The following is a 19,718-nucleotide window of genomic DNA, read 5'->3' on the forward strand; positions in this document are numbered from 1 at the left end:
CTCCTTTTTGATCAAGTTCAATAAACCTTAGAAGGTGTAGCCAACGCTGACCATATATACCCATGGGTCGATATCGGTTTCAACTTTCTGAGCAGCGCCACCTAAATTAAACGTTACGTCAGTGCTGATCTGCGCATACCAAACTGAAGCATTCACCAACCAATTTTTATTTACTTGGTAGTCGATACCAGCTTGTGCCGCTAAGCCCCATGAATTTGACAAACTTAGATCGGTTAATGCGCCATCAAGGTCATTGGTAAATTCATTGTCAAAAAAGTTAGTGAAGTTAACACCAGCACCGATATATGGGCGTAGTTTTGAGTCAGCAGAACCAAAATAGTACTGAGCCACTAAAGTAGGCGGTAAATGCTTTGTCTCAGCAATCTTACCAAGCGCCCCTAAAGATATGTCGTGTGAGAATGGCGTCGCAGCCAACAACTCAACACCGATATTGTCAGTTAGCATATAACCAAAGTTTAGCCCTAGCTGAGTATTGTTGCTGACAGTGAACTCTGCAACTTCTGCAACAACAGGGCTAGATTCATTTGGTGCAACAACTACCGCACCAGCGCGAACAATGATATCACCAGCTTGGTGAGCAGAAACAGAAGCGGCAAAACCAGTCGATAGTAGGGCGGCTGCGATTAGACCTGAAACGATACTTTTTTTCATCATACTACTCCATTAATACAACAGTTTACGTCGTTATTATTATCAAAATCCTTAACATTTGCGCGTATCCTGCCAGATCCAAACTCGCTACATCTTGATCCAAATCAATATCAGGTCGCTACACCACTTTTTAGATAGGCAAAAGCCATATCGATCACAAAAAGATAAACGTTATAGACAATGCACCTTTGAAAAAAGTGACATGGTGCAAATTAAGCCAATGGTAAATTAGAGATTACCCACTTAACGCGTTAACAAAGGTAGGATATGCGACTTATTCGGTAGTGCAGGAGAGTTTAGGATATTGTCCAAGCCAGCTTTTTTGCTTCACCCTTTGATGGAATAGCTTAATATCCCGTTTTGAATTAGGGCTAACTCTTAAATCAAATAGCGAAGTAAGCCCAAACGGGGCAAAAATCTCGATGCCCTGCAGTGTGTCAAGGTTGCTAATCAAAGGGGCATGCTGCACCAGAGGCTCTGCGGCCTCAGCTAAGGAAAAGCTCACGCCCACAGCTGTCTCTAACTCAGGCCAGTAACCCATGGCATCAAGGGTCGAGGTATAAGGCTCATCGCCATTACGAATGTGCATTCTAGCCTGATTATTTACCGACCATGGATAATCCGGCGCTAATGTTTGCAACTTGGCTTGATAACCATATTCACTGTCTTTACTGAGATCAGAGGGGTCGAAATAGATAACATCAATATCGGTTAATGGGGTATTCAAACGCCCGTGAAGCCTATCCCACACTAAGTTACGCACAAACCCTGCGGCAATACACCACTGAGGAAGGTTAAGCTGCGCAGCATACTTCAGTGCATCCATACGCATGGCATCTTGCTTTAGCCACAGACACAACTGCTGGGAATTAGAGATGTTTTGATGATTCACAAGAATGTTATCGGCTTCTGGGGTAGCAATATCCTACCCCAGCGATAAGATTGAGGCGATGACTTTTATGGCTGAATTAATGTGAGCGTTACTGGTAGTGGCGAGCCTTGATCCCAAAAATGCTGCTGTATCACCCTGCCCGCACTAATAATATCAATATTGACTCCGCCCTCAACTCGTCTAACCACGATATCGAAATCAGCGCCAAAGGCCTTAATATGCCTAAGTGCCATGTCATTCCAATGCGCTGGCAATCTAGGTGCCAACATAAACTGCTGAAAACCTATCGGTTCAATCCCAAATAGTCCCTCAATGATCACTCTGGCATACAAACCACTTTCTGCGCTGAGATGTCGCTGATCCCCTTCAGGCCACGCTTCCACCGCATAGGGCACATGTTCACCAGTAAGACGTTTGTGGGAGTAATATTCAAAATAGGGCCATACTCGCTGTAATTCACCGGCTTTCATTAACGCCCTAAAACCATATAAGGTAGAGCGATCCCAAAACGTTTTATCTCCCTCCTCGGTCAATAAGCCATCTTTAGTCCACAGATTTTCTGATAACAAGGCATCTATGGTACCCGCCTTGTGGTGCTCAAACCCAAAGGCCAATGGCAGTGCTATCCAGGCTCTAAGCTTGTCATTGCCTTCGTAATAACGGTAGGTTTGGTAACCAGCAACCTCGGCGCTGAAATGAGCTATGATAGCTAGTTTTAGCGCTTGTGCCTCTTGTTCCAGCCCTTGATCATCGTCGCCTAGAGCCTTTTTTAATCTTGCTGCGCGAACGAGTCCGCCATAGGCCAACATATTGGTACTCAAATTGGCATTCCCCGCAGGAAAACGCCCTTCAAGTTCATCACTATCACTAGCAATGATCCCATTTTCCATGCGTTGATGGCGATTGTACTCAAGGCACCACTCAATCAAAGGCAATAGTTCACGTGCCTTATCTTCTCGACCTAAGCTTAGGGCAAAGTCGCTGGCACCATAAGCTATCATGGCGCAATCACCACGGTCGCCAGCACCATTCCAAAAATCAGTGCCTTCAGCGATGATAGATGAAGGAAGCGCACTAAACTCAGGGTTCATGTAATTGGCGAACCATTTAAAACTATTGAGCGCCGATGCTACACCCTTCGCATCTCCTAAGTAGGGAAAGAATGGATTGACATATTCGGCCTGATCATTTGCCCAGACAGCAGCGTAGTAGCGAGTACCGCCAGGGCCATGGGCCAAGCCATTACGCGTGGCAAAAATAGACTCTGTCGCGCGTAATTTGGCAAACTCAAACATTTGATTAAGCAGAGGGTCTGGACTTTCAAACTGCAGCGTATTACGCCAACCATCCAGCTGACGATGTCTGGTAGCGATTGCCTCGGTAGGATCGATATAGACCATCTCATCTACGAGTTGAGCGCTAAATACAATGTCGTTAATTAAGTGGCTATTTGGCGCAATAACCAGAGATTTAGCTGGCGCGCTCACCGCTATCTTATAGCGTCCATACAGGCCATTTTCAGCCCCAGTGACCTCTTGATAGTCAATCTCAGTTAGTACTGCTAAAACAGGCTGTTCACCTAAATTGGTTATCTGCCAGCGTTCAATAAATCCGGGCTCATAGGGGTCGATGGTCAAGGTTCGCACCAAGCTGACATCTTTTGTCAGCTGCTGAGTCAATGTCAGTACACCATCAAAGATCACCTCGACTAGCCCCCTGTTTGTCACTTCTTCTCCATCTAGGGTTAGCTGTGGCATCACCGAGGTGCTAAAAGTGCGCATTAAGCTTGCATGGGTATCGTTAGGCAGTGTTCTGAGCATTGGCCACACTAATGTGCGCGACAGTGCTGTATTACCCGCCTCATCCACACCATAATCAATCACTGCCGATATCTGTAGGCCACTCATCTCTAACTGATCGCTATGTGGCTGCCCAACTTGCCAGCGGATCCCCTGTTCCGCCAACTGCCAATATTGATGATACTCCTTGGACAGCGCATTAACGGAGGCCACGGTTGTAGCCTGTGGGCTTGCTTGCTCAATTGACTTGGGCGACTCTGTCAGCAGTTTTTCTGACGGGGACCGGCCACATCCCATTATCAACACCATGAAGATTCCTATCAACAATAGGCCGAGATGAGGCAAGCATTGAGGGGCGGTTAAATGCATCTGGGTAGGGGATGAGTAAACAGTGTCACACGTTTGCTCATCAGATAACTCGCTGGCTCGCGAGCTACCAATAACTTGATGACTGCCAATAAAAGTCACGTATTCACTCCTTGAAATTATTATTATCCAACCAGAGTATTGGATACAATATTCAAGAGCAAGCCTTTATAGATGAAAAAAGCTCATTGTTAATCAGTATATCCTTATTTATCATCCACAAAAAAAGGAGCCTTAGCTCCTTTTAATCAATAGCTCATAATACTAGTTATCGGTTATTTACCAATTTCATCAGTACTTCAGTGGTGAACTTACCATTGTTTATCACAGGAAACTTGTCATAGGTTTGAAAGATCACCTTACCTTGATATTGAATCATGGCTACCACACCGTAATTAACTTTGCTGTCAATGGTTTCAGCATCAAAGGTAAACTTAAAGGGCACGGGTGCTCTGGCAATATTAAACGACTTCTGTGCGATGATAGCGCCAGGCGTGTCCAAATCGATCACCGCAATGGTAATAGAGCTACCTTGAGGCAAGTTGACCTTTTCCAAATACCCCGCCGCACCATTAATAATCACCGGTGGCTCAGGCTCAACAGTCACACACGCACTTAACAGCAACAGACAAAAAAACGCGATTACACTTTTCACTTTCATATTCATTTATATCCTAGTAACGGTTTAATCTTTCACTAAACGCATTAATCCCTCTTGGGTGGCTGACGCAACTAACTCACCACTTTGGGTATAAAACTCACCACGCACAAAGCCCCTGCCCCCACCAGCATTAGGACTATCAATGGCATAAAGTAGCCATTGATTAAGATCCAAGGGGCGGTGGAACCACATGGCGTGATCTATGGTAGCCATACGCATTCCTGGGGTCACAAAAGACACACCGTGTGGCTGCGCTGCGGTAACCAAGAAATTAAAATCTGATGCATAAGCCAGTAGATACTCATGTACAGAGAGATCGCTAGGGATACTACCATTGGCACGGATCCAAACATAGCGTTTAGGCTCGCTCTCTTTAGGCGCAAAGGGATCGCTGGGGTTAACTAGACGCATCTCCAGCGGTGAGTCGGCCATAAACTTCTCTAACACTTTTGCAGGCACTTTATTGCGAAGTGTCATTGCCAGTTCTTGTTGATTGAGCAACCCATCAGGTCCTGGCACCTCTGGCATTTGACTCTGATGATTAAACCCTTCTTCATGACGTTGGAATGAACAAGTCATATAAAAAATAGGCCGACCTTTTTGAATCGCTTTGACACGACGAGCGCTAAAACTGCCGCCATCTCGCATGATTTCAACATCATAAACAATGGGGAGTTTCTCATCGCCAGCACGCAAAAAATAGGAGTGAAATGAATGAACTTGTCGGTCTGCCGCTACCGTTTGCGCGGCAGCACTTAAGGCTTGACCCATCACTTGGCCACCGAAGACATGGCCAAAACCCAAATCTTGGCTTTGTCCTCTATACAGTCCAACCTCTATCTGCTCTAGAGAGAGCAGCGACAATAGATCATTTAACACTTGGCTCATGAGATCCCACCGACCACAAAAATATAGACCGGTAAGCTTACCTTAGTTAGCCATTATCTTGCTAGCGTCGCTGCGATTTTAACCCTGTAACCTAAACCAACATAACCATTACTCGATAACCACATGGCGCTCTGCGGCGCTGCGTTTGGCCCAAGCCGTTATCTGCTCTTCGCCACTTTGATGTAACACCACTGGGAGTTGTTGATAATGGGTATGCCAATTTTCGTGGATAACTTCAGGCTTACAATCATCTTCGCCAATTCTAAGCGGTTGAAATTCTGTAAACATACCATGACTGACACTGCCAGCAGCCACCAGAAAATGTTGACCCGTTGGTGCCCACTTTGAGCTTAGGTATAACATAGTGGCATTGACCGAAGACTTTGAAAATAGCGGTTTAACCGAAGGGGCTAAATGGCTGGCCGTCATGTCGGTTAATGCATGGGGCGTAATCGAGTTAACCCCAATGTTGTACTCTCTTCCCTCAATAGACAAACTATTGACCAAGCCCATTAATGCCATTTTACTGGTACTAAAGCAGGTTTCATGCATATCACCATAGAGACCACTGGCCGCGCCACTCATGATTATTCGGCCATATCCCTGCAGCTTCATTAGTGGCCACACCGCTTTGGCTAAGTAAAAACTACCGTTGACATCGACATCTAACTGCTGCTGCCATTGCTCTATGGTAAGCGCATCAAATGCGCAGGGTTGATGAATGCTGGCATTATTAATCAAAATATCGATACGTCCCCACAATGACTGCAAACACTCAATCATAGTGACAACAGCATCATGATCTCGCACATCGATTCGATAACTCACCGCTGTAGCGCCAAGCTCCTTCAGCGTTCTTAGTGTGTTATCAAGCCCTGAGCGCAGCTCTTTAGGATAGCGACTATCGGCGCAACCTGAATCAATGAGTGCAACCCGAGCACCACGCTCAGCGAGGGCGATAGCATAAGCTCTTCCTAAGCCAGCTCCTGCTCCAGTGATCACAGCAACTTGATCATCAAAACGCATCAGCTTAATTCCTTATTCAACATCAGCTTACATGTGCACGCTCAATACAGACCCACCTAATTAATGTAAAAACAATATAAACCAATTAGATACAATAATTTATAGAGAGATAACCTTGCACACTACAGTGCCTTATAACAGCACATGTCATCAGCTTATTCTTTGAAGCTATCGACAAATTTCACTAAATTGAAGCCGATGTATGTGCGCCCGATCATGATTTCACAATTTATTAACAGCTGTTGACAAATCGCTTAACTCTTAAGCAGATAGCCCGCTATTAATCTGCGTAAATTAACAGGGAGAGTTCACAATAAGCCAATACAAGCGCTTCAGCAGATTGCCATTTTTTGCTATGCTGTTGGTTTAAAGCGTTCTGCCTTTCACCTAACATAATTGAACTATAATAATGAATCCTTGGATCCTTGCTACCCGCCCCCGTACGCTACCTGCAGCGATTGGCCCATTACTGGTGGGCAACGCTCTCGCCCTACATTTAGACCAATTTAGCTGGCTAGTCGCGGCTGTATCAATGCTTTGTGCTTTGCTATTGCAGATTGCCGTAAATCTAGCAAACGACTATTTTGACTTTAAAAGTGGGGTCGATACCGAAGAGCGTTTGGGTCCTGTACGTGTCACACAAAGTGGCTTACTCTCGCCGGAAAAAGTGCGTAATGCGATGGGGTTATGCTTAATATTGGCATTAACTGTTGGCTCTTACCTCATCTACCACGGCGGCTGGCCGATTGCGATATTAGCCGCCGCATCAGTGCTGGGAGCATTGGGTTATAGTGGTGGCCCCTATCCGTTAGCCTCTCACGGGCTGGGTGAAGTTGCGGCCTTTATCTTTTTTGGCCTAGTCGCTGTTGTTGGCAGTTACTTTTTACAAGCCGGTGACACCAGTGGTGCCGCTTGGCTGCTAGGCAGTGCTATCGGACTATTCAATGCCGCGGTAATGTTAGTCAATAACACCCGCGATATTCCTACCGACACCAAAGCGGGTAAACATACTTTGGCCGTTAAGATTGGTGAAGGTCAGGCCCGTGTGCTCTACCAAGCACTGGTTTACCTGCCATTCGCTCTCATTATTGGTGGTTTCTTTCTGGGTTTTTTACCTGGCATGCCCGTACTACTAGCGGGACTGTCGATTATATTAGCCCGCAAACTGCATAGCGAGTTTAGCCAAACCTCTGGCGAGGCGCTTAATCCGCTGTTGGGGAGAACCGCTAAATTAACGGTTATCTTTAGTGCACTCTTTAGTGCTGGGTTAATCGCCATTCAGTAAGCGCAACCACAAAAAACGCCAGTCTATCGACTGGCGTTTGCTATCTAGCGAGCATCCCCTAGCTTATAACTGGTAGTCACTACCATCTTTAGCTGTAAACTGCTTACCACTACACCCTGCTTGTCCAGTGACAAGGCTGCTCCAACTGCGTTTATTCGGTGCTTGTTCACTGTTTACAATCGTCATGAGTGCCGCTTCTACTTGCACATCATCAATACCAGCTAGGTCTTCAATGCCTTGCACGCCACGACGATCGATGGAGATCTCAACATGGAAGCCGTTATTCTTTAACACCAAAGAGGTGGGTTCGCATTTATGTCCGGTTAATGCCACAAACTGCTTGGGCTGCTCTAGGCCACTTTGAGTGCCATCGGCAAAAAAGGCGAGTAACTGATTGTAGTAAATCACATAACTACACACATCCTGGTGTGAGCCGACACTGAGTGGAAAGTACTGGTCAAGGATCTGCTTGGCATAAACCATCGTATTATTAGTTTGGTTGGTTTGATCTATGGCTGTATTTCCGTTGCTCAATGTCATAGGTATTACCTGCTTGATGAAGTTGTAAATACTTTGGTCTATTAGATTATGTTGCGCTGCCTGAATATTCATAGCCTCATCCTTTTATTAGTGACTTAGTAGGGTATCGCTCGCGTTTTGCATCTCAAGAATTCAGTGAATGAACCCAGCCAAACTAGGCTAATTGGACATCCAGTAAACTTCCCTGATTGCTTAATTTGTAGTCTAGCGCTTTTTTCATTACAATTTCACAATAGAAATTTCACAGTGTGAATTTTACAAAATGAAGACAACGACCAGCTTGATGAGAAAGTCACATTTTCTAGGCACTAAGATCCGCAACCTTAGAAAACGAAATAATTTGACCATGGAAGATCTATCGGCTCGCTGTGTCAGAGTCGATGCCGACTCCGCACCCTCTGTCTCCTACTTATCTATGATAGAAAGGGGTAAGCGAGTACCCAGTGCGGGCATGTTAGCGGTAATAGCCGCAGTATTTCAAAAAGAGGTCGACTGGTTCCTCGACGATGCTCCAGAAGAGCAAGCGATCACGCCAGTAAAAGGTTCTCGTGGTGGAATTAGCGGCATGGCACTGGAGCCCAGCTTTTTATTTTCTAATGAAATTTTACAGATTGCCATTCCCGAGATGCTGTCACAAACCGGTATTAGCGGCCGACAATTTGCTCATCTGTTAATCAGAGCGCATCAGGAACATCACCAAAATCACTTCCCAGATCTTGAACGAGCTGCCGAAGAGGTAGGGCTTAAGCGTATGCCGCTGAGCCTTGAGGATCTGCAAGGTATTGTTGAACGCTTAGGGCTCACCATCAAATGGTTTAACAAAGCCCCGTTAGAGATAGTCAAAGAGGCCGGTGCTAGCGAGCAACATATCATCACCTCCTACTTTGAGCTGCCTAATAAAATCTACCTTAATAAGTTACTCAAATCCCATACCAACCGCCTTAAATATGACCTTGCGGTCCATATTGGCCACAGCGTTTTACACAATAAAGATGGTCTGAAGAGCGTGATGATTGCTGGTCGCAGCCACGGTACTAGCCTTGGCGAGGAGACCTTTAACGCGCCGCAATCATCTACGGTCGATGCCCAGGACATATTGCATGCGTGGCGTGATTTTGAGTCCAGCTTTTTTGCCGGTGCTCTGCTCTGCCCTAAAGTCCCGTTTAGACAACTGCTCGACCGCCATGGTTATGAAATTGACGTCGCTAAACTTGTGGGGGTTTCACCATCGGTTGCCATGCGGCGTATGACAGCGGTTTCTCCCTATAGCCATTGGCACTATTTTGATGCGTACTCACCAGGTAAGCTCAAAGCCGTTTATCGCGGTAACGGTATCCCGCTGCCCTGGGGCAATATGCGTCAAGTCGAAGATCCTTGCCAACATTGGGCTGTGTTTCGCATGATTAATGCCGCGTCAACGGGCTCATCAGCGCAGATATCAATTTTGGATGTTGCTGCCGAACCCAAAATCTATTGCTGCGAATCAATTCGTGTTAGTGATTTAGCGGGCAACCCTCATGTGTTGTGTGCAGGCATAGATCTGAACCCTGCTATCGAAGCGCAAGGTGGCGATGCACAATCCATCGCTCACGAACTCAAAAAGGTCTGCGTTGATAATGGTGGCTCGGCGAACTTACCCACCAGCATAAAAACAGATATCAAGCGCGTTGCAAAAATCCTCAACATCAATTGGGTTGAACGAGGTATAGATAATGAAGCCCGATTAATTTGCTCTCGAGGCTCAACCTGTCCGCGTAAACCAAGCTGTTATGAAAGTGGCACCTGCGGTGGTTAATGCTGCCGCCCAGTAATGATGGGTATAATAAAAAGGCCGCCCTCTTTCCCAAGATGGCGGCCTTTAAGCATTTATCATAATGTCTTTGCGCTTATCGCTTCTCTATCGTGCGCTCACTATGGCTCCAATTAAGGTGATATTTTTCACCGGCTGGTGCATCAATGCGCTCAAAGGTGTGAGCACCAAAGAAATCACGCTGACCTTGAAGCAGATTGGCGGGCAAGGTTTCGCAGCGATAGCTGTCATAATACGCCAGAGCAGAACCGATACACGGCACTGGCACGCCACCAATAATGGCTTTGGCTACCGCTTGACGCCAATCTAGCTGCTTTGCCGACAGTGCATTGCTGAAACTGTCAGCCATCAGCAAGTTAGCGAGCTCTTCACCGCGATCACTGGCCTTTTGATACGCCTTGGTGATGGATTGCAAAAACGTGGCACGGATAATACAACCTGCACGCCAAATCTTAGCGATTTCAGCAAAGTCCAATTGCCAGTGTTTCTCTTTTGCCGTCATCGCCATTAACTGAAACCCCTGGGCGTAGCAGGCAATCTTGGCACAGTAAAGGGCATTTTCTAGCTGTGAAATAAATTGAGTTTGCTCCTCAGCACTCATTTTCATCGGCTGCGGGCCCGCTAACAGTTTGCTTAACTGTTGACGCTGGGTTTTCTGGGTGCTAACCGCTCGCGCATAAACGGCCTCAGCAATGGTCGGCGCTGGACAGCCGATTTGTAAACTACTGACTGCGGTCCATAAGCCTGTGCCTTTCTGGCCCGCTTTATCAAGGATCATCTCCACCAGTGGTTTACCCGTAATCGGGTCGGCTTGAGACAGCACATCGGCGCTGATCTCCATCAGATAGCTGTTTAAGTCCCCTTTGTTCCAACGCGCAAACACCTGACCAATCTCACTGGCACTCATGCCACAGCCATCGCTTAATAGCTGATATGCTTCACAAATAAGTTGCATGTCGGCATATTCAATACCGTTGTGCACCATTTTAACGTAGTGGCCAGCGCCAGCAGGACCAATGTAGGTTGTGCAAGGTTCCCCTTCTGTCACGGGATTACCTGGTTCTTGACGTTCAATGGGTAAGCCTGTCGTCGGGTCGACTTTAGCCGCAATGGCTTGCCAAATAGGTTTAATCCTATCCCACGCTTTTGCATCACCACTTGGCATTAACGATGGACCAAAACGCGCGCCCATTTCACCGCCAGACACTGCGCAGCTAAAAAAGACAAACTTCCCTGCATAGTGCGCTTCGCGCGCGACGGTATCAGTCCATAGACTATTACCCGTATCGATGACAATATCGTCTGACTCAATCCCCGCCTCAATCAGTGCGTTACACACACCATCAACGGGCCCACCCGCTGGCACGGACAACACCAACACCCTTGGTTTTACGAGTCTAGACAACATTTCTGAAAGATTGCTACAGCCTTCAATCCGTTGTGCTTTGCCTGCAAGCCGTTCATCTTTCTCCTGCTTTAGCAGCCCAGCGATTCTTTGAGTATCGAGATCGAAAGCGGCAACGTTGTAGTGATTATCGGCAATGTTCAGTGCGAGGTTTTTACCCATCACACCTAAGCCAATCACACCTATATCGAGAAGGTCTGGGTGATTTTGCATTAGATTTTCCCACGGGAAACAGAGATTGTAGACGCCTATCTGTTATAGTTTTCAGCTCAAGTTTAGTCAAATCAGGCGCTTGTATTCGTTTACAACCACGCTCATGACATTGCACTGTTGATAGGCAATAAATTGGCGGGGATTATACAAAAATTGGTAAGTTAATTACTAGGCAATATCTCGAATCACTGAACACAGTAGCGAACAGTGTATTCTCAAAAAAAATAAGCACAATTTGTTGAATCAAAACACTACTTTTGATTCAAATCATGAGTCAAAGTCAGACAGAGATCGCGCAACTGAACAATCTCTTGCTCTGAGATACTTACCTTTTCGAGTAACACCTGTTTCAGCGCCAAGGCCTCTTGCTTAAGGGCTACGCCTGCCGCAGTTACGCTAATCACCTTCTTACGCTCGTCAGTCAGGTCCACTTTACGCGCCACCAAGCCTTTTGCTTCTAATCGTTTGACAATAGGGGTCAAGGTTCCCAGATCAAGTCGAGTCGCCAGCGACAGCGCCGTCAAACTTGCGTCATCTTCAAACCATAACGCCTGCATCACCAAATACTGCGGATAGGTGAGATCACAGCGCTCCAATAATGGGCGATAAGCACGAACCAGCGCATTGGACGCAGTATAAAGTGCAAAGCAAACATTATCAGACAAGCCTTTGCCTGTGGTTAAGCTTGCCGTTTCATCACCAACGGATGTCAATGGAATGGATTGTTCAGTCACTGTCATTACCCTAGATTACTTATTTATCTCTATATACTGAAAGCCGCATTTTGCACACTATGATGCAGTAAGCCTTGTGTCAATCTCGGCAAAACAGATAGTCTAGCGTCACACTTACTTTGCGCGCAAAGCATTTGCATTGTGCACAAGATGGTTGTAGAGTGTACCACAATTAATTAGCGCACAAAGTAAAAAGGTTTTTTATGAACGTACAACAAATTGTTTTGAATTCTCGTCCCGAAGGCATGCCAAGCCTAACAAACTTCTCGCTCACTGATGCCAGCCTAGCGCCAATCAAAGCGGGTGAGTTTTTGGTGAAGAATCTCTGGATGTCTGTCGACCCCTATATGCGAGGCCGCATGATTGATAGAAAAAGTTACATCGCGCCATTTGCCCTGGGCGAGGTGCTTGAAGGCGGTGCCATCGGCGAGATAATCGAATCTAACCATGCTGATTTTCCTGTCGGTGCCAAAGTGAGCAGCATGAATGGCTGGCGCAGTCACTATATAACAGACGGCAGCGACCATACCCTGTTACCTGAAACACCATTGTGCCCATCACATTTTCTTGGCGTGCTGGGAATGCCTGGGATGACGGCGTGGACAGGTCTTAACCGTATTGCCGAACTCAAAAAAGGTGAGACACTTTTCGTGTCAGCAGCTTCTGGTGCTGTGGGCAGTGTAGCCTGCCAGCTTGGGCTGTTAATGGGAGCAAAGGTGGTCGCGTCTGTTGGCTCAGATGAAAAAGCTGAGACCCTAAAAGCCATGGGCGTCGAACAAGTGATTAACTATAAGACCACTGATAATTTAAGCGCCGCATTATTAGCCGCTGCGCCACAAGGTATCGATGTCTATTTTGAAAACGTAGGTGGCGAGCACCTTTCTGCAGCGCTGGATAACATGAACGACCATGGCCGTATCGCCGTGTGTGGCATGATTTCACAGTACAATGACACTATCCCCACACCAGGACCGAGTAATCTAGCCTACATCATCATGAAAAAACTGAAGATTGAAGGTTTTATCGTATTTGAGCACTGGGCACACTATCCTGAATTTGCCAAGCAGATGGGGCAATGGTTAGCGAGTGGTCAGGTCAAAGCTGAGCAAACTATCTACGAAGGACTTGAGCAAGCACCAAATGCATTCATCGGTCTATTTGAAGGTAAGAACAGCGGCAAAATGGTGGTAAAAGTCGCCTAAATTCGTTACTTAACGGTTAAAAAGCCGACTTATGATGAGTCGGCTTTTTCATTTCGTTATCGCGTAAGACTATTTTAACTTAACTATACCTAACAGCACGCATACTCCGCCACCCACCATACCAGCCCACGCTTCAAGTGGCGTATCACCACTGAATGCGCGGCTTATCTGAGACGTCGCCGAATCATAAATGTTATAGCCCCACACCGCCAACGCGACACCGACCGCGATGAACGCAATACCTATTAATTTGTTGACCATAATGAATCTACATCCTTTATTTTTATGAATTTATGTACTTTATACAGCAGCTAGAATCCAACGAGATAAGATCAAGCTCGTCTTATCCTATCAACGACTGCCCCCAGTGCACTAGCATGAGACTACCGCCAATAAAGGCAACATTAAACAACATTCTCACTACCCAAGGGAAACCTGCATAAGACCAGTCAAACTGCTTTGACAACACCACGATTATTCCCATCAGCGTAAACCAGGGCGTAAATAAGAAAACGAGTTGCCACTTTACTAACATCACAGCTAAATCATGCAATGCCCCGCTGACACTGAAGGTCAAAATGGTCGCCAACCAGATGGGTAACGCATAGCTTAGTGGCTTCATAACTTGCCGCGACAGATAATAGCCCCAAATAGGGTTCCAATATCGCCAAAAGAAATAAAAATTACCAGCCCCCAATGAGCGCTGCAACATATTGCGCATCGAGCCAGATTCGCCAAGTGGCACCCCATTACGCTTTTTTACATACGCTGCTAATGATATCGATTTATGCATTAAGATCTTGCCTGTTTACCCCAAGACACAATAGCGAAATCCGCTATCTATCACTGATATTGTTTCAACATAAAAAACCGCTCAGGGCTACCCGCAAAACTCGGTACTCTGCCCACAACATCGAACCCCAGTTTTTCATAGAACTTCGGCGCTTGTACTGACAAGGTATCAACCTGAGCCACTACACAGCCGCGCTGCTTGGCTTCTGCTTCAGCCAAGGCCATTAATTGACGACCAAGCCCCGTTCCCCTGGCCACCTTATCGACCCAAAGCACGCCTATAAGGAAGTTTTTATAAACGGTTCGCCCTGACACACCACCAATAATATTGCCAGCTCCATCACGTGACACCACAGATAACGGCTTAGAAGTTTCGGCGCTAATATGTTCAATATTGTGCTGCCGCACGCCTGCAACCAAGGTGTCAAACACCTGCGTATCTTCTTCGTTAATCACTTCAAATGTCACATAATCTCCTTAACGTTAACTTTGATGGCAAGCAGTCCCGTCAAGCTAAGATACGAGATATCAGTTGTGACTCAACGAAATCAATTCGATTGTTGCCCAATTTCACTCAGTTCTATCTGCGGGGTGATTAACCCCGTCATTCGTCACGACATCACCTAAATCAAACGGGTTAACCCCCTCTAAACAGCCACTATTGGATCCATACTCACCAGGATTCGAACGACGTTGGTGATGAGTCTAGATACCACATTGGCTGCAAAAGTAGTGTTTGGCTATACAGGTATTAAATTGATAAGCCTTCAAAAACTCGGCTCCTTTAACAAGGTTAATACCACTTAACGCCACAGAGCCAACGATAGCGCCCTTCCTTCTGCAAATAGAGCAATCGCAACGCCGAGGATTCTCGATACCGTTTGGCAAGGTCAATGCTAACTCAACTGCGCCGCAATCACAGGTCGCCCGATGGATTGGCTCAATAACCATGTTACCAACTTAGTTGATCATCATATTGATTCCTTACCGACTTATCTTTGCTGTATTCACATATTGCATCAGTTCTACAGGTGCCCCGTTTACCTCAATAAAAGCGACCAGTAGCCCGTCACTAGGCGAGTTGGGGGCAATCAGCACATTTTTTCCCTTAAGTTCTGCAACGAGATCATCAACTTCAAATGCAGCATGTGGCACGGTTTTAACCAATTCAGGATAGGGTGCATCCGGCCAAAAGCGCATCCATTGAATCCCATATGGGTTATTAAGGTGATCTGATACAGTCAATTGAAGATGCGGAATATCAATTTCGCCTTCAAAAGGTTCAGTCGTTGGGATGCCTAAATGACTATACTTCATCTTTGGTCGCCATGATTGCTAAACAAGGTGTCTCGCTAAGCTACATCACTCTTTAACAATGAATAAAGTCTCTTTTAAAAAATGACGTTAAAAAAAGGGCCAAAAGGCCCTTTAGTTGATGCTAAGCGACTTTTTCGCTATACATGTGCATCGGCGTACCCCATGCGGGTCAATGCATTGCGCACTAACTCTAACGTATAGGGATCCTCAATAGTGGCGGGCATCTTATAGTTCTGATTATCGGCAATTTTACGCATGGTACCGCGCAAAATTTTACCCGAACGTGTCTTGGGCAATTTAGGTACCGCGCTCACCAGCCTAAAAGAAGCCACTGGGCCGATTTGATCACGAACGATAGCAATCAACTCTTTATAGAGTTGTTCATCACTTAAGGTACACCCCTTCTTCAGAACGACCAGTCCCAACGGCACCTGACCTTTGAGCTTATCATCGACACCGATCACCGCAGCCTCAGCTACTGCTTCATGTTGACACAACACTTCTTCAAAACGCCCCGTCGATAGACGATGACCCGCAACATTGATGATGTCATCAATGCGACTCATGATATAAAGGTAGCCCTCTTCATCCATGTAACCCGCATCGCCGGTAAGATAAAATCCCGGGTACATCGACAGGTAACTCTCTTTATAACGCGCCTCATTTTGCCAAAGGGTTGCCAAGGTACCTGGGGGCAATGGCAATTTAATCACCACATTACCCGTTTGATCAGCTGGTACCTGTTCGCCCACCTCATCAACCACTTGCACGTCATAACCAGGCACGGCTAACGCTGGCGATCCGGCCTTAACCGGAACCGGTGCTGTGCCCATCATGTTTGCCGCTACAGGCCAACCTGTCTCCGTTTGCCACCAGTGGTCGATAACAGGTTTATTAAGTCGCTGCTCAGCCCAATGTAAGGTATCTGGGTCACAACGTTCGCCCGCCAAAAATAAGGTTTGTAAGCCGCTTAAATCGACATCATTTAAAAAATCACCATCGGGATCGTCACGCTTAATTGCGCGAATCGCTGTCGGTGCAGTAAAGAAGCTCTTAACGTTATAGTTGGCTATGATGCGCCAAAAAATACCAGGGTCGGGAGTACCGACTGGTTTACCTTCAAATAGCAAGGTGGTCGCACCGACTAATAGGGGACCATAAACAATGTATGAGTGGCCAACGACCCAACCCACATCTGAGGCCGCCCAAAATACATCGCCAGCATTAATGTCATAAATGTTCTTCATCGACCAAGCGAGCGCCACGGCATGGCCACCATTATCCCGTACAACGCCTTTTGGTTGCCCTGTAGTACCTGAGGTATAAAGCACGTAGAGTGGGTCAGTGGCAGCAACGGGCTGACAATCAATATTTGGCGCATCGGCCATCGCCTTTTGCCAATCCACATCCCGTCCCGCCACTAAATCAGCATGCAACTGCGAGCGACTCAGAACAAGGCATTGCTCTACCTGATGACTTGCCTGAGCAATTGCATCATCAAGCAGAGGTTTATAAGCCACGACACCTGAGGGTTCGATACCACAAGAGGCAGATAAGATCATTTTTGGCTTTGCATCATTAATGCGTGTCGCCAGCTCATTGGCAGCAAAACCACCAAACACTACCGAATGAATGGCACCAAGACGCGCGCAAGCCAGCATCGCATAAGCGGTCTCAGGGATCATCGGCATATAGATGATCACCCTATCCCCCTTAGTCACTCCTTGGCTTGCCATGTAACCTGCTAGACGGCTCACTTGCGCCAGTAACTCGTTATAGGTTATGCCATACTCGGTATCTGTCACCGGACTAACATATTGAATAGCAACCTGATCACCTCGACCTGCCTCTACATGCCTGTCCACGGCGTTATAGCAAGTATTAAGCTCCCCGCCGCTGAACCAGCGATACATTGGCGCGTCGCTAGCATCGAGCACCTTGGCAAACGGCGTTTGCCAACTCAAGGCATCAGCAGCCTTTGCCCAAAAGGTTTCTGGATGATTAATTGATTCTTGATGTAACTGGTTATGCAATTCCTTCATGTGACCGTCTCCCCATGACAGCCGTTGACACTATGGTCACATTGACTGTCGACTACCCCTTCCTGCGTGTTTGGTTGGCACAACAGCGTTATCCGCCATCAGACCATTGCAGCCATTATGAACAAAGGCCACACATTGCCCATTAGACCTTGGGATAACCCCTAAAGTAGATAAAACAGCGCGAGGAGAAATATCACACTTGAAAGAAAAACTAACTAAACACTAACTTTATTGATTTTAATTAATTGGTTAGCTAAATCTCAGCAAAAAAGCATTGCCCTTTTACGTCACAAAATCCTGACAGCTAAATCAATAATTAACCCCAAATGACAAACCTAAAATCTTTACCTTTACGTAAACTTCATATATCGTTCAATGAATGTTAATTGTTATGGTATTTTTTGATGAGTGACAAACACAGCCCCCAAACCACTTATTCGATTAGCGAGCTGTCGAAAGAGTTTGATATCACCACCCGTAGTATCCGCTTTTATGAAGACCAAGGCCTGCTAAAGCCCAAGCGTCGTGGGCAAACTCGCATCTATGGTCTGAAAGATAGGGTACGCCTCAAACTGATTTTACGCGGTAAACGCCTCGGCTTCTCCTTGGCGGAAACACGTCGCTTGTTTGAGCTTTACGATGCCGACAAAAACAGCTCTAGCCAACTGCATACCATGCTTGAGCTCGTTGAAGATAAAAAATCGGCGCTGCAGCAGCAGATGGATGATATCAAAGTTGTGCTAATGGAACTCAACTCCGCCGAGCAGCAATGCCGTGCAGCGCTTGAACAACAGCAATGATCATCTGTTAGCGTAGACCATACAAAATTAACACAAGCAACGAATACTAGAACAATCATTATTAAAAAAATTATAAAAAATAGACCTGTAGGATAAAACAATGACTCAACTCTACTCCTCTCTAAATTTCGGCCTTGGTGAAGATGTCGATATGCTGCGTGATGCAGTGCAAAGCTTCGCAGCCAACGAAATCGCCCCTATCGCTGCCAAGGTCGATCAGGAAAATACCTTCCCAAATGAACTCTGGCCAGTCCTAGGTGACATGGGACTATTAGGGGTTACCGTCCCCGAAGAATATGGCGGCGCAGACATGGGCTACCTTGCTCATGTCGTCGCGATGGAGGAGATATCACGTGCCTCTGCGTCAATTGGTCTCAGCTATGGCGCGCACTCTAACCTGTGTGTTAACCAGATCAACCGCAACGGCAACGCAGCGCAAAAAGCTAAATACCTGCCCAAACTGGTGAGTGGCGAACATATTGGCGCTTTGGCCATGAGTGAGCCCAATGCTGGCTCAGATGTGGTGTCGATGAAGCTACATGCTCGTAAAGAGGGTGATCGTTATATCCTCAACGGCAATAAGATGTGGATCACTAACGGCCCCGATGCTAACACCTATGTTATCTACGCCAAAACCGATTTAGACAAAGGTGCCCACGGCATCACAGCCTTTATCGTTGAGCGCGGCAGCAAAGGGTTTAGTCAAGCACAGAAGCTAGACAAACTGGGCATGCGCGGCTCAAACACCTGTGAACTTGTGTTTGAAGATTGCGAAGTACCTGAAGAGAACATCCTAGGTGGCCTCAACAATGGCGTTAAGGTACTGATGAGCGGCCTAGATTATGAGCGCGTCGTGTTGTCTGGCGGGCCGCTTGGCATCATGACGGCTTGTATGGATATTGTGGTGCCATACATCCATGAACGTGAGCAGTTTGGTAAGTCTATTGGTCAATTCCAGCTAGTTCAAGGCAAGCTCGCAGACATGTACACAGGTATGAACGCGGCAAAATCTTACATCTATAACGTTGCTAAATCGTGCGATCGCGGTGAAACCACCCGCAAAGATGCCGCTGGCGCTATTCTTTACTCAGCCGAGTTGGCCACAAAAATGGCCCTAGATGCTATCCAATTACTTGGCGGTAACGGTTACGTTAACGAATACGCGACGGGTCGCTTGCTGCGTGATGCCAAGCTGTATGAAATTGGCGCAGGCACCTCGGAAATTCGCCGTATGTTGATTGGCCGAGAACTGTTTAACGAGTCGAAATAGGCTT

Annotated in this window: 19 protein-coding genes and 1 pseudogene; 5 read left to right on the forward strand and 15 right to left on the reverse strand. The window is 46.6% G+C overall.

All coding sequences use genetic code 11. From position 1 onward, the window contains the following. Positions 1-27: 27 nt before the first annotated feature. The 6 genes from ompW to BEL05_RS02830 form a co-directional block, all read right to left on the reverse strand. Positions 28-675: an outer membrane protein OmpW gene (ompW, locus tag BEL05_RS02805; RefSeq protein WP_069670203.1), complete on the reverse strand. Its 648-nt coding sequence runs from the start codon at positions 673-675 to the stop codon at positions 28-30. A 271-nt stretch (positions 676-946) separates the two neighbouring features. Continuing rightward, entirely contained in the window at positions 947-1,564 is a 618-nt protein-coding gene (locus BEL05_RS02810) for a nucleotidyltransferase family protein (protein ID WP_245686927.1), read from the reverse strand. 65 nt (positions 1,565-1,629) lie between these two features. After that, positions 1,630-3,831 (reverse strand): glucosidase family protein, encoded by a 2,202-nt coding sequence (locus tag BEL05_RS02815; RefSeq protein ID WP_069670205.1) that lies wholly within the window; start codon positions 3,829-3,831, stop codon positions 1,630-1,632. Positions 3,832-3,997: 166 nt separating this feature from the next. Next, on the reverse strand, positions 3,998-4,396 hold the full coding sequence (locus BEL05_RS02820) for a YbaY family lipoprotein (protein ID WP_028763543.1): 399 nt from the start codon (positions 4,394-4,396) through the stop codon (positions 3,998-4,000). Positions 4,397-4,414: 18 nt separating this feature from the next. Beyond that, positions 4,415-5,278: an acyl-CoA thioesterase II gene (gene tesB / locus BEL05_RS02825; protein ID WP_069670206.1), complete on the reverse strand. Its 864-nt coding sequence runs from the start codon at positions 5,276-5,278 to the stop codon at positions 4,415-4,417. A 108-nt stretch (positions 5,279-5,386) separates the two neighbouring features. Then, the gene (locus BEL05_RS02830) at positions 5,387-6,304 is read right to left on the reverse strand and encodes an SDR family NAD(P)-dependent oxidoreductase (RefSeq protein ID WP_028763541.1); all 918 of its coding nucleotides are present in this window, start codon (positions 6,302-6,304) and stop codon (positions 5,387-5,389) included. 409 nt (positions 6,305-6,713) lie between these two features. Here BEL05_RS02830 and BEL05_RS02835 point away from each other — a divergent pair, with 409 nt between their 5' ends. Beyond that, positions 6,714-7,589, forward strand: coding sequence for a 1,4-dihydroxy-2-naphthoate polyprenyltransferase (locus tag BEL05_RS02835; RefSeq protein ID WP_028763540.1), 876 nt, complete (start codon positions 6,714-6,716; stop codon positions 7,587-7,589). Positions 7,590-7,652: 63 nt separating this feature from the next. On the opposite strand, the gene BEL05_RS02840 is transcribed toward BEL05_RS02835, so the two are convergent. Further along, positions 7,653-8,201, reverse strand: a complete 549-nt coding sequence (locus tag BEL05_RS02840; RefSeq protein WP_069670207.1) for an aldolase/citrate lyase/malate synthase family protein — start codon at positions 8,199-8,201, stop codon at positions 7,653-7,655. Between the two features lie 190 nt (positions 8,202-8,391). Between BEL05_RS02840 and BEL05_RS02845 the strand changes: the two genes are divergently transcribed. Continuing rightward, positions 8,392-9,924, forward strand: coding sequence for a DUF3612 domain-containing protein (locus tag BEL05_RS02845; protein ID WP_028763538.1), 1,533 nt, complete (start codon positions 8,392-8,394; stop codon positions 9,922-9,924). Positions 9,925-10,015: 91 nt separating this feature from the next. Here BEL05_RS02845 and gnd read toward each other — a convergent pair whose 3' ends face one another. Further along, positions 10,016-11,557, reverse strand: a complete 1,542-nt coding sequence (gnd, locus tag BEL05_RS02850; protein WP_069670208.1) for an NADP-dependent phosphogluconate dehydrogenase — start codon at positions 11,555-11,557, stop codon at positions 10,016-10,018. A 251-nt stretch (positions 11,558-11,808) separates the two neighbouring features. Then, the gene (locus BEL05_RS02855; RefSeq protein WP_083250284.1) at positions 11,809-12,297 is read right to left on the reverse strand and encodes a MarR family winged helix-turn-helix transcriptional regulator; all 489 of its coding nucleotides are present in this window, start codon (positions 12,295-12,297) and stop codon (positions 11,809-11,811) included. A gap of 197 nt (positions 12,298-12,494) precedes the next feature. Here BEL05_RS02855 and BEL05_RS02860 point away from each other — a divergent pair, with 197 nt between their 5' ends. Next, a complete protein-coding gene (locus tag BEL05_RS02860) occupies positions 12,495-13,493 on the forward strand; it encodes an NADP-dependent oxidoreductase (RefSeq protein ID WP_069670209.1) in 999 nt (332 codons plus the stop codon). A 69-nt stretch (positions 13,494-13,562) separates the two neighbouring features. On the opposite strand, the gene BEL05_RS02865 is transcribed toward BEL05_RS02860, so the two are convergent. From BEL05_RS02865 to BEL05_RS02890, 6 genes and pseudogenes are all read right to left on the reverse strand, one after another. Beyond that, positions 13,563-13,754, reverse strand: coding sequence for a DUF3185 family protein (locus tag BEL05_RS02865; protein ID WP_028763534.1), 192 nt, complete (start codon positions 13,752-13,754; stop codon positions 13,563-13,565). A gap of 82 nt (positions 13,755-13,836) precedes the next feature. Next, positions 13,837-14,286 (reverse strand): hypothetical protein, encoded by a 450-nt coding sequence (locus tag BEL05_RS02870; protein ID WP_028763533.1) that lies wholly within the window; start codon positions 14,284-14,286, stop codon positions 13,837-13,839. A gap of 50 nt (positions 14,287-14,336) precedes the next feature. After that, on the reverse strand, positions 14,337-14,753 hold the full coding sequence (locus tag BEL05_RS02875; protein WP_028763532.1) for a GNAT family N-acetyltransferase: 417 nt from the start codon (positions 14,751-14,753) through the stop codon (positions 14,337-14,339). Positions 14,754-14,855: 102 nt separating this feature from the next. Then, positions 14,856-15,236, reverse strand: a pseudogene (locus BEL05_RS21140) (GFA family protein). Positions 15,237-15,269: 33 nt separating this feature from the next. Beyond that, positions 15,270-15,602: a VOC family protein gene (locus BEL05_RS02885; RefSeq protein WP_069670210.1), complete on the reverse strand. Its 333-nt coding sequence runs from the start codon at positions 15,600-15,602 to the stop codon at positions 15,270-15,272. A gap of 137 nt (positions 15,603-15,739) precedes the next feature. Next, positions 15,740-17,644, reverse strand: a complete 1,905-nt coding sequence (locus BEL05_RS02890; protein WP_069670211.1) for a propionyl-CoA synthetase — start codon at positions 17,642-17,644, stop codon at positions 15,740-15,742. Positions 17,645-18,048: 404 nt separating this feature from the next. Here BEL05_RS02890 and BEL05_RS02895 point away from each other — a divergent pair, with 404 nt between their 5' ends. After that, the gene (locus BEL05_RS02895; RefSeq protein ID WP_028763529.1) at positions 18,049-18,444 is read left to right on the forward strand and encodes a MerR family transcriptional regulator; all 396 of its coding nucleotides are present in this window, start codon (positions 18,049-18,051) and stop codon (positions 18,442-18,444) included. 100 nt (positions 18,445-18,544) lie between these two features. Further along, positions 18,545-19,714, forward strand: a complete 1,170-nt coding sequence (locus tag BEL05_RS02900; RefSeq protein ID WP_069670212.1) for an isovaleryl-CoA dehydrogenase — start codon at positions 18,545-18,547, stop codon at positions 19,712-19,714. The last annotated feature ends 4 nt before the right edge of the window (positions 19,715-19,718 follow it).

Origin of the sequence: Shewanella colwelliana, assembly GCF_001735525.1 — a bacterium.
GTDB classification, from domain to species: Bacteria; Pseudomonadota; Gammaproteobacteria; order Enterobacterales; family Shewanellaceae; genus Shewanella; species Shewanella colwelliana.

Excerpts from the sequence above, each read along its gene's own strand:
- BEL05_RS02890 (WP_069670211.1), bottom strand. The coding sequence starts at position 17,644 with ATGAAGGAATTGCATAACCAGTTACATCAAGAATCAATTAATCATCCA.
- BEL05_RS02820 (WP_028763543.1), bottom strand. The coding sequence starts at position 4,396 with ATGAATATGAAAGTGAAAAGTGTAATCGCGTTTTTTTGTCTGTTGCTG.
- ompW (WP_069670203.1), bottom strand. The coding sequence starts at position 675 with ATGATGAAAAAAAGTATCGTTTCAGGTCTAATCGCAGCCGCCCTACTA.
- BEL05_RS02885 (WP_069670210.1), bottom strand. The coding sequence starts at position 15,602 with ATGAAGTATAGTCATTTAGGCATCCCAACGACTGAACCTTTTGAAGGC.
- BEL05_RS02895 (WP_028763529.1), top strand. The coding sequence starts at position 18,049 with ATGAGTGACAAACACAGCCCCCAAACCACTTATTCGATTAGCGAGCTG.
- BEL05_RS02860 (WP_069670209.1), top strand. The coding sequence starts at position 12,495 with ATGAACGTACAACAAATTGTTTTGAATTCTCGTCCCGAAGGCATGCCA.
- BEL05_RS02835 (WP_028763540.1), top strand. The coding sequence starts at position 6,714 with ATGAATCCTTGGATCCTTGCTACCCGCCCCCGTACGCTACCTGCAGCG.
- BEL05_RS02855 (WP_083250284.1), bottom strand. The coding sequence starts at position 12,297 with ATGACAGTGACTGAACAATCCATTCCATTGACATCCGTTGGTGATGAA.
- BEL05_RS02845 (WP_028763538.1), top strand. The coding sequence starts at position 8,392 with ATGAAGACAACGACCAGCTTGATGAGAAAGTCACATTTTCTAGGCACT.
- BEL05_RS02840 (WP_069670207.1), bottom strand. The coding sequence starts at position 8,201 with ATGAATATTCAGGCAGCGCAACATAATCTAATAGACCAAAGTATTTAC.
- BEL05_RS02865 (WP_028763534.1), bottom strand. The coding sequence starts at position 13,754 with ATGGTCAACAAATTAATAGGTATTGCGTTCATCGCGGTCGGTGTCGCG.
- BEL05_RS02900 (WP_069670212.1), top strand. The coding sequence starts at position 18,545 with ATGACTCAACTCTACTCCTCTCTAAATTTCGGCCTTGGTGAAGATGTC.
- gnd (WP_069670208.1), bottom strand. The coding sequence starts at position 11,557 with ATGCAAAATCACCCAGACCTTCTCGATATAGGTGTGATTGGCTTAGGT.
- BEL05_RS02870 (WP_028763533.1), bottom strand. The coding sequence starts at position 14,286 with ATGCATAAATCGATATCATTAGCAGCGTATGTAAAAAAGCGTAATGGG.
- BEL05_RS02830 (WP_028763541.1), bottom strand. The coding sequence starts at position 6,304 with ATGCGTTTTGATGATCAAGTTGCTGTGATCACTGGAGCAGGAGCTGGC.
- tesB (WP_069670206.1), bottom strand. The coding sequence starts at position 5,278 with ATGAGCCAAGTGTTAAATGATCTATTGTCGCTGCTCTCTCTAGAGCAG.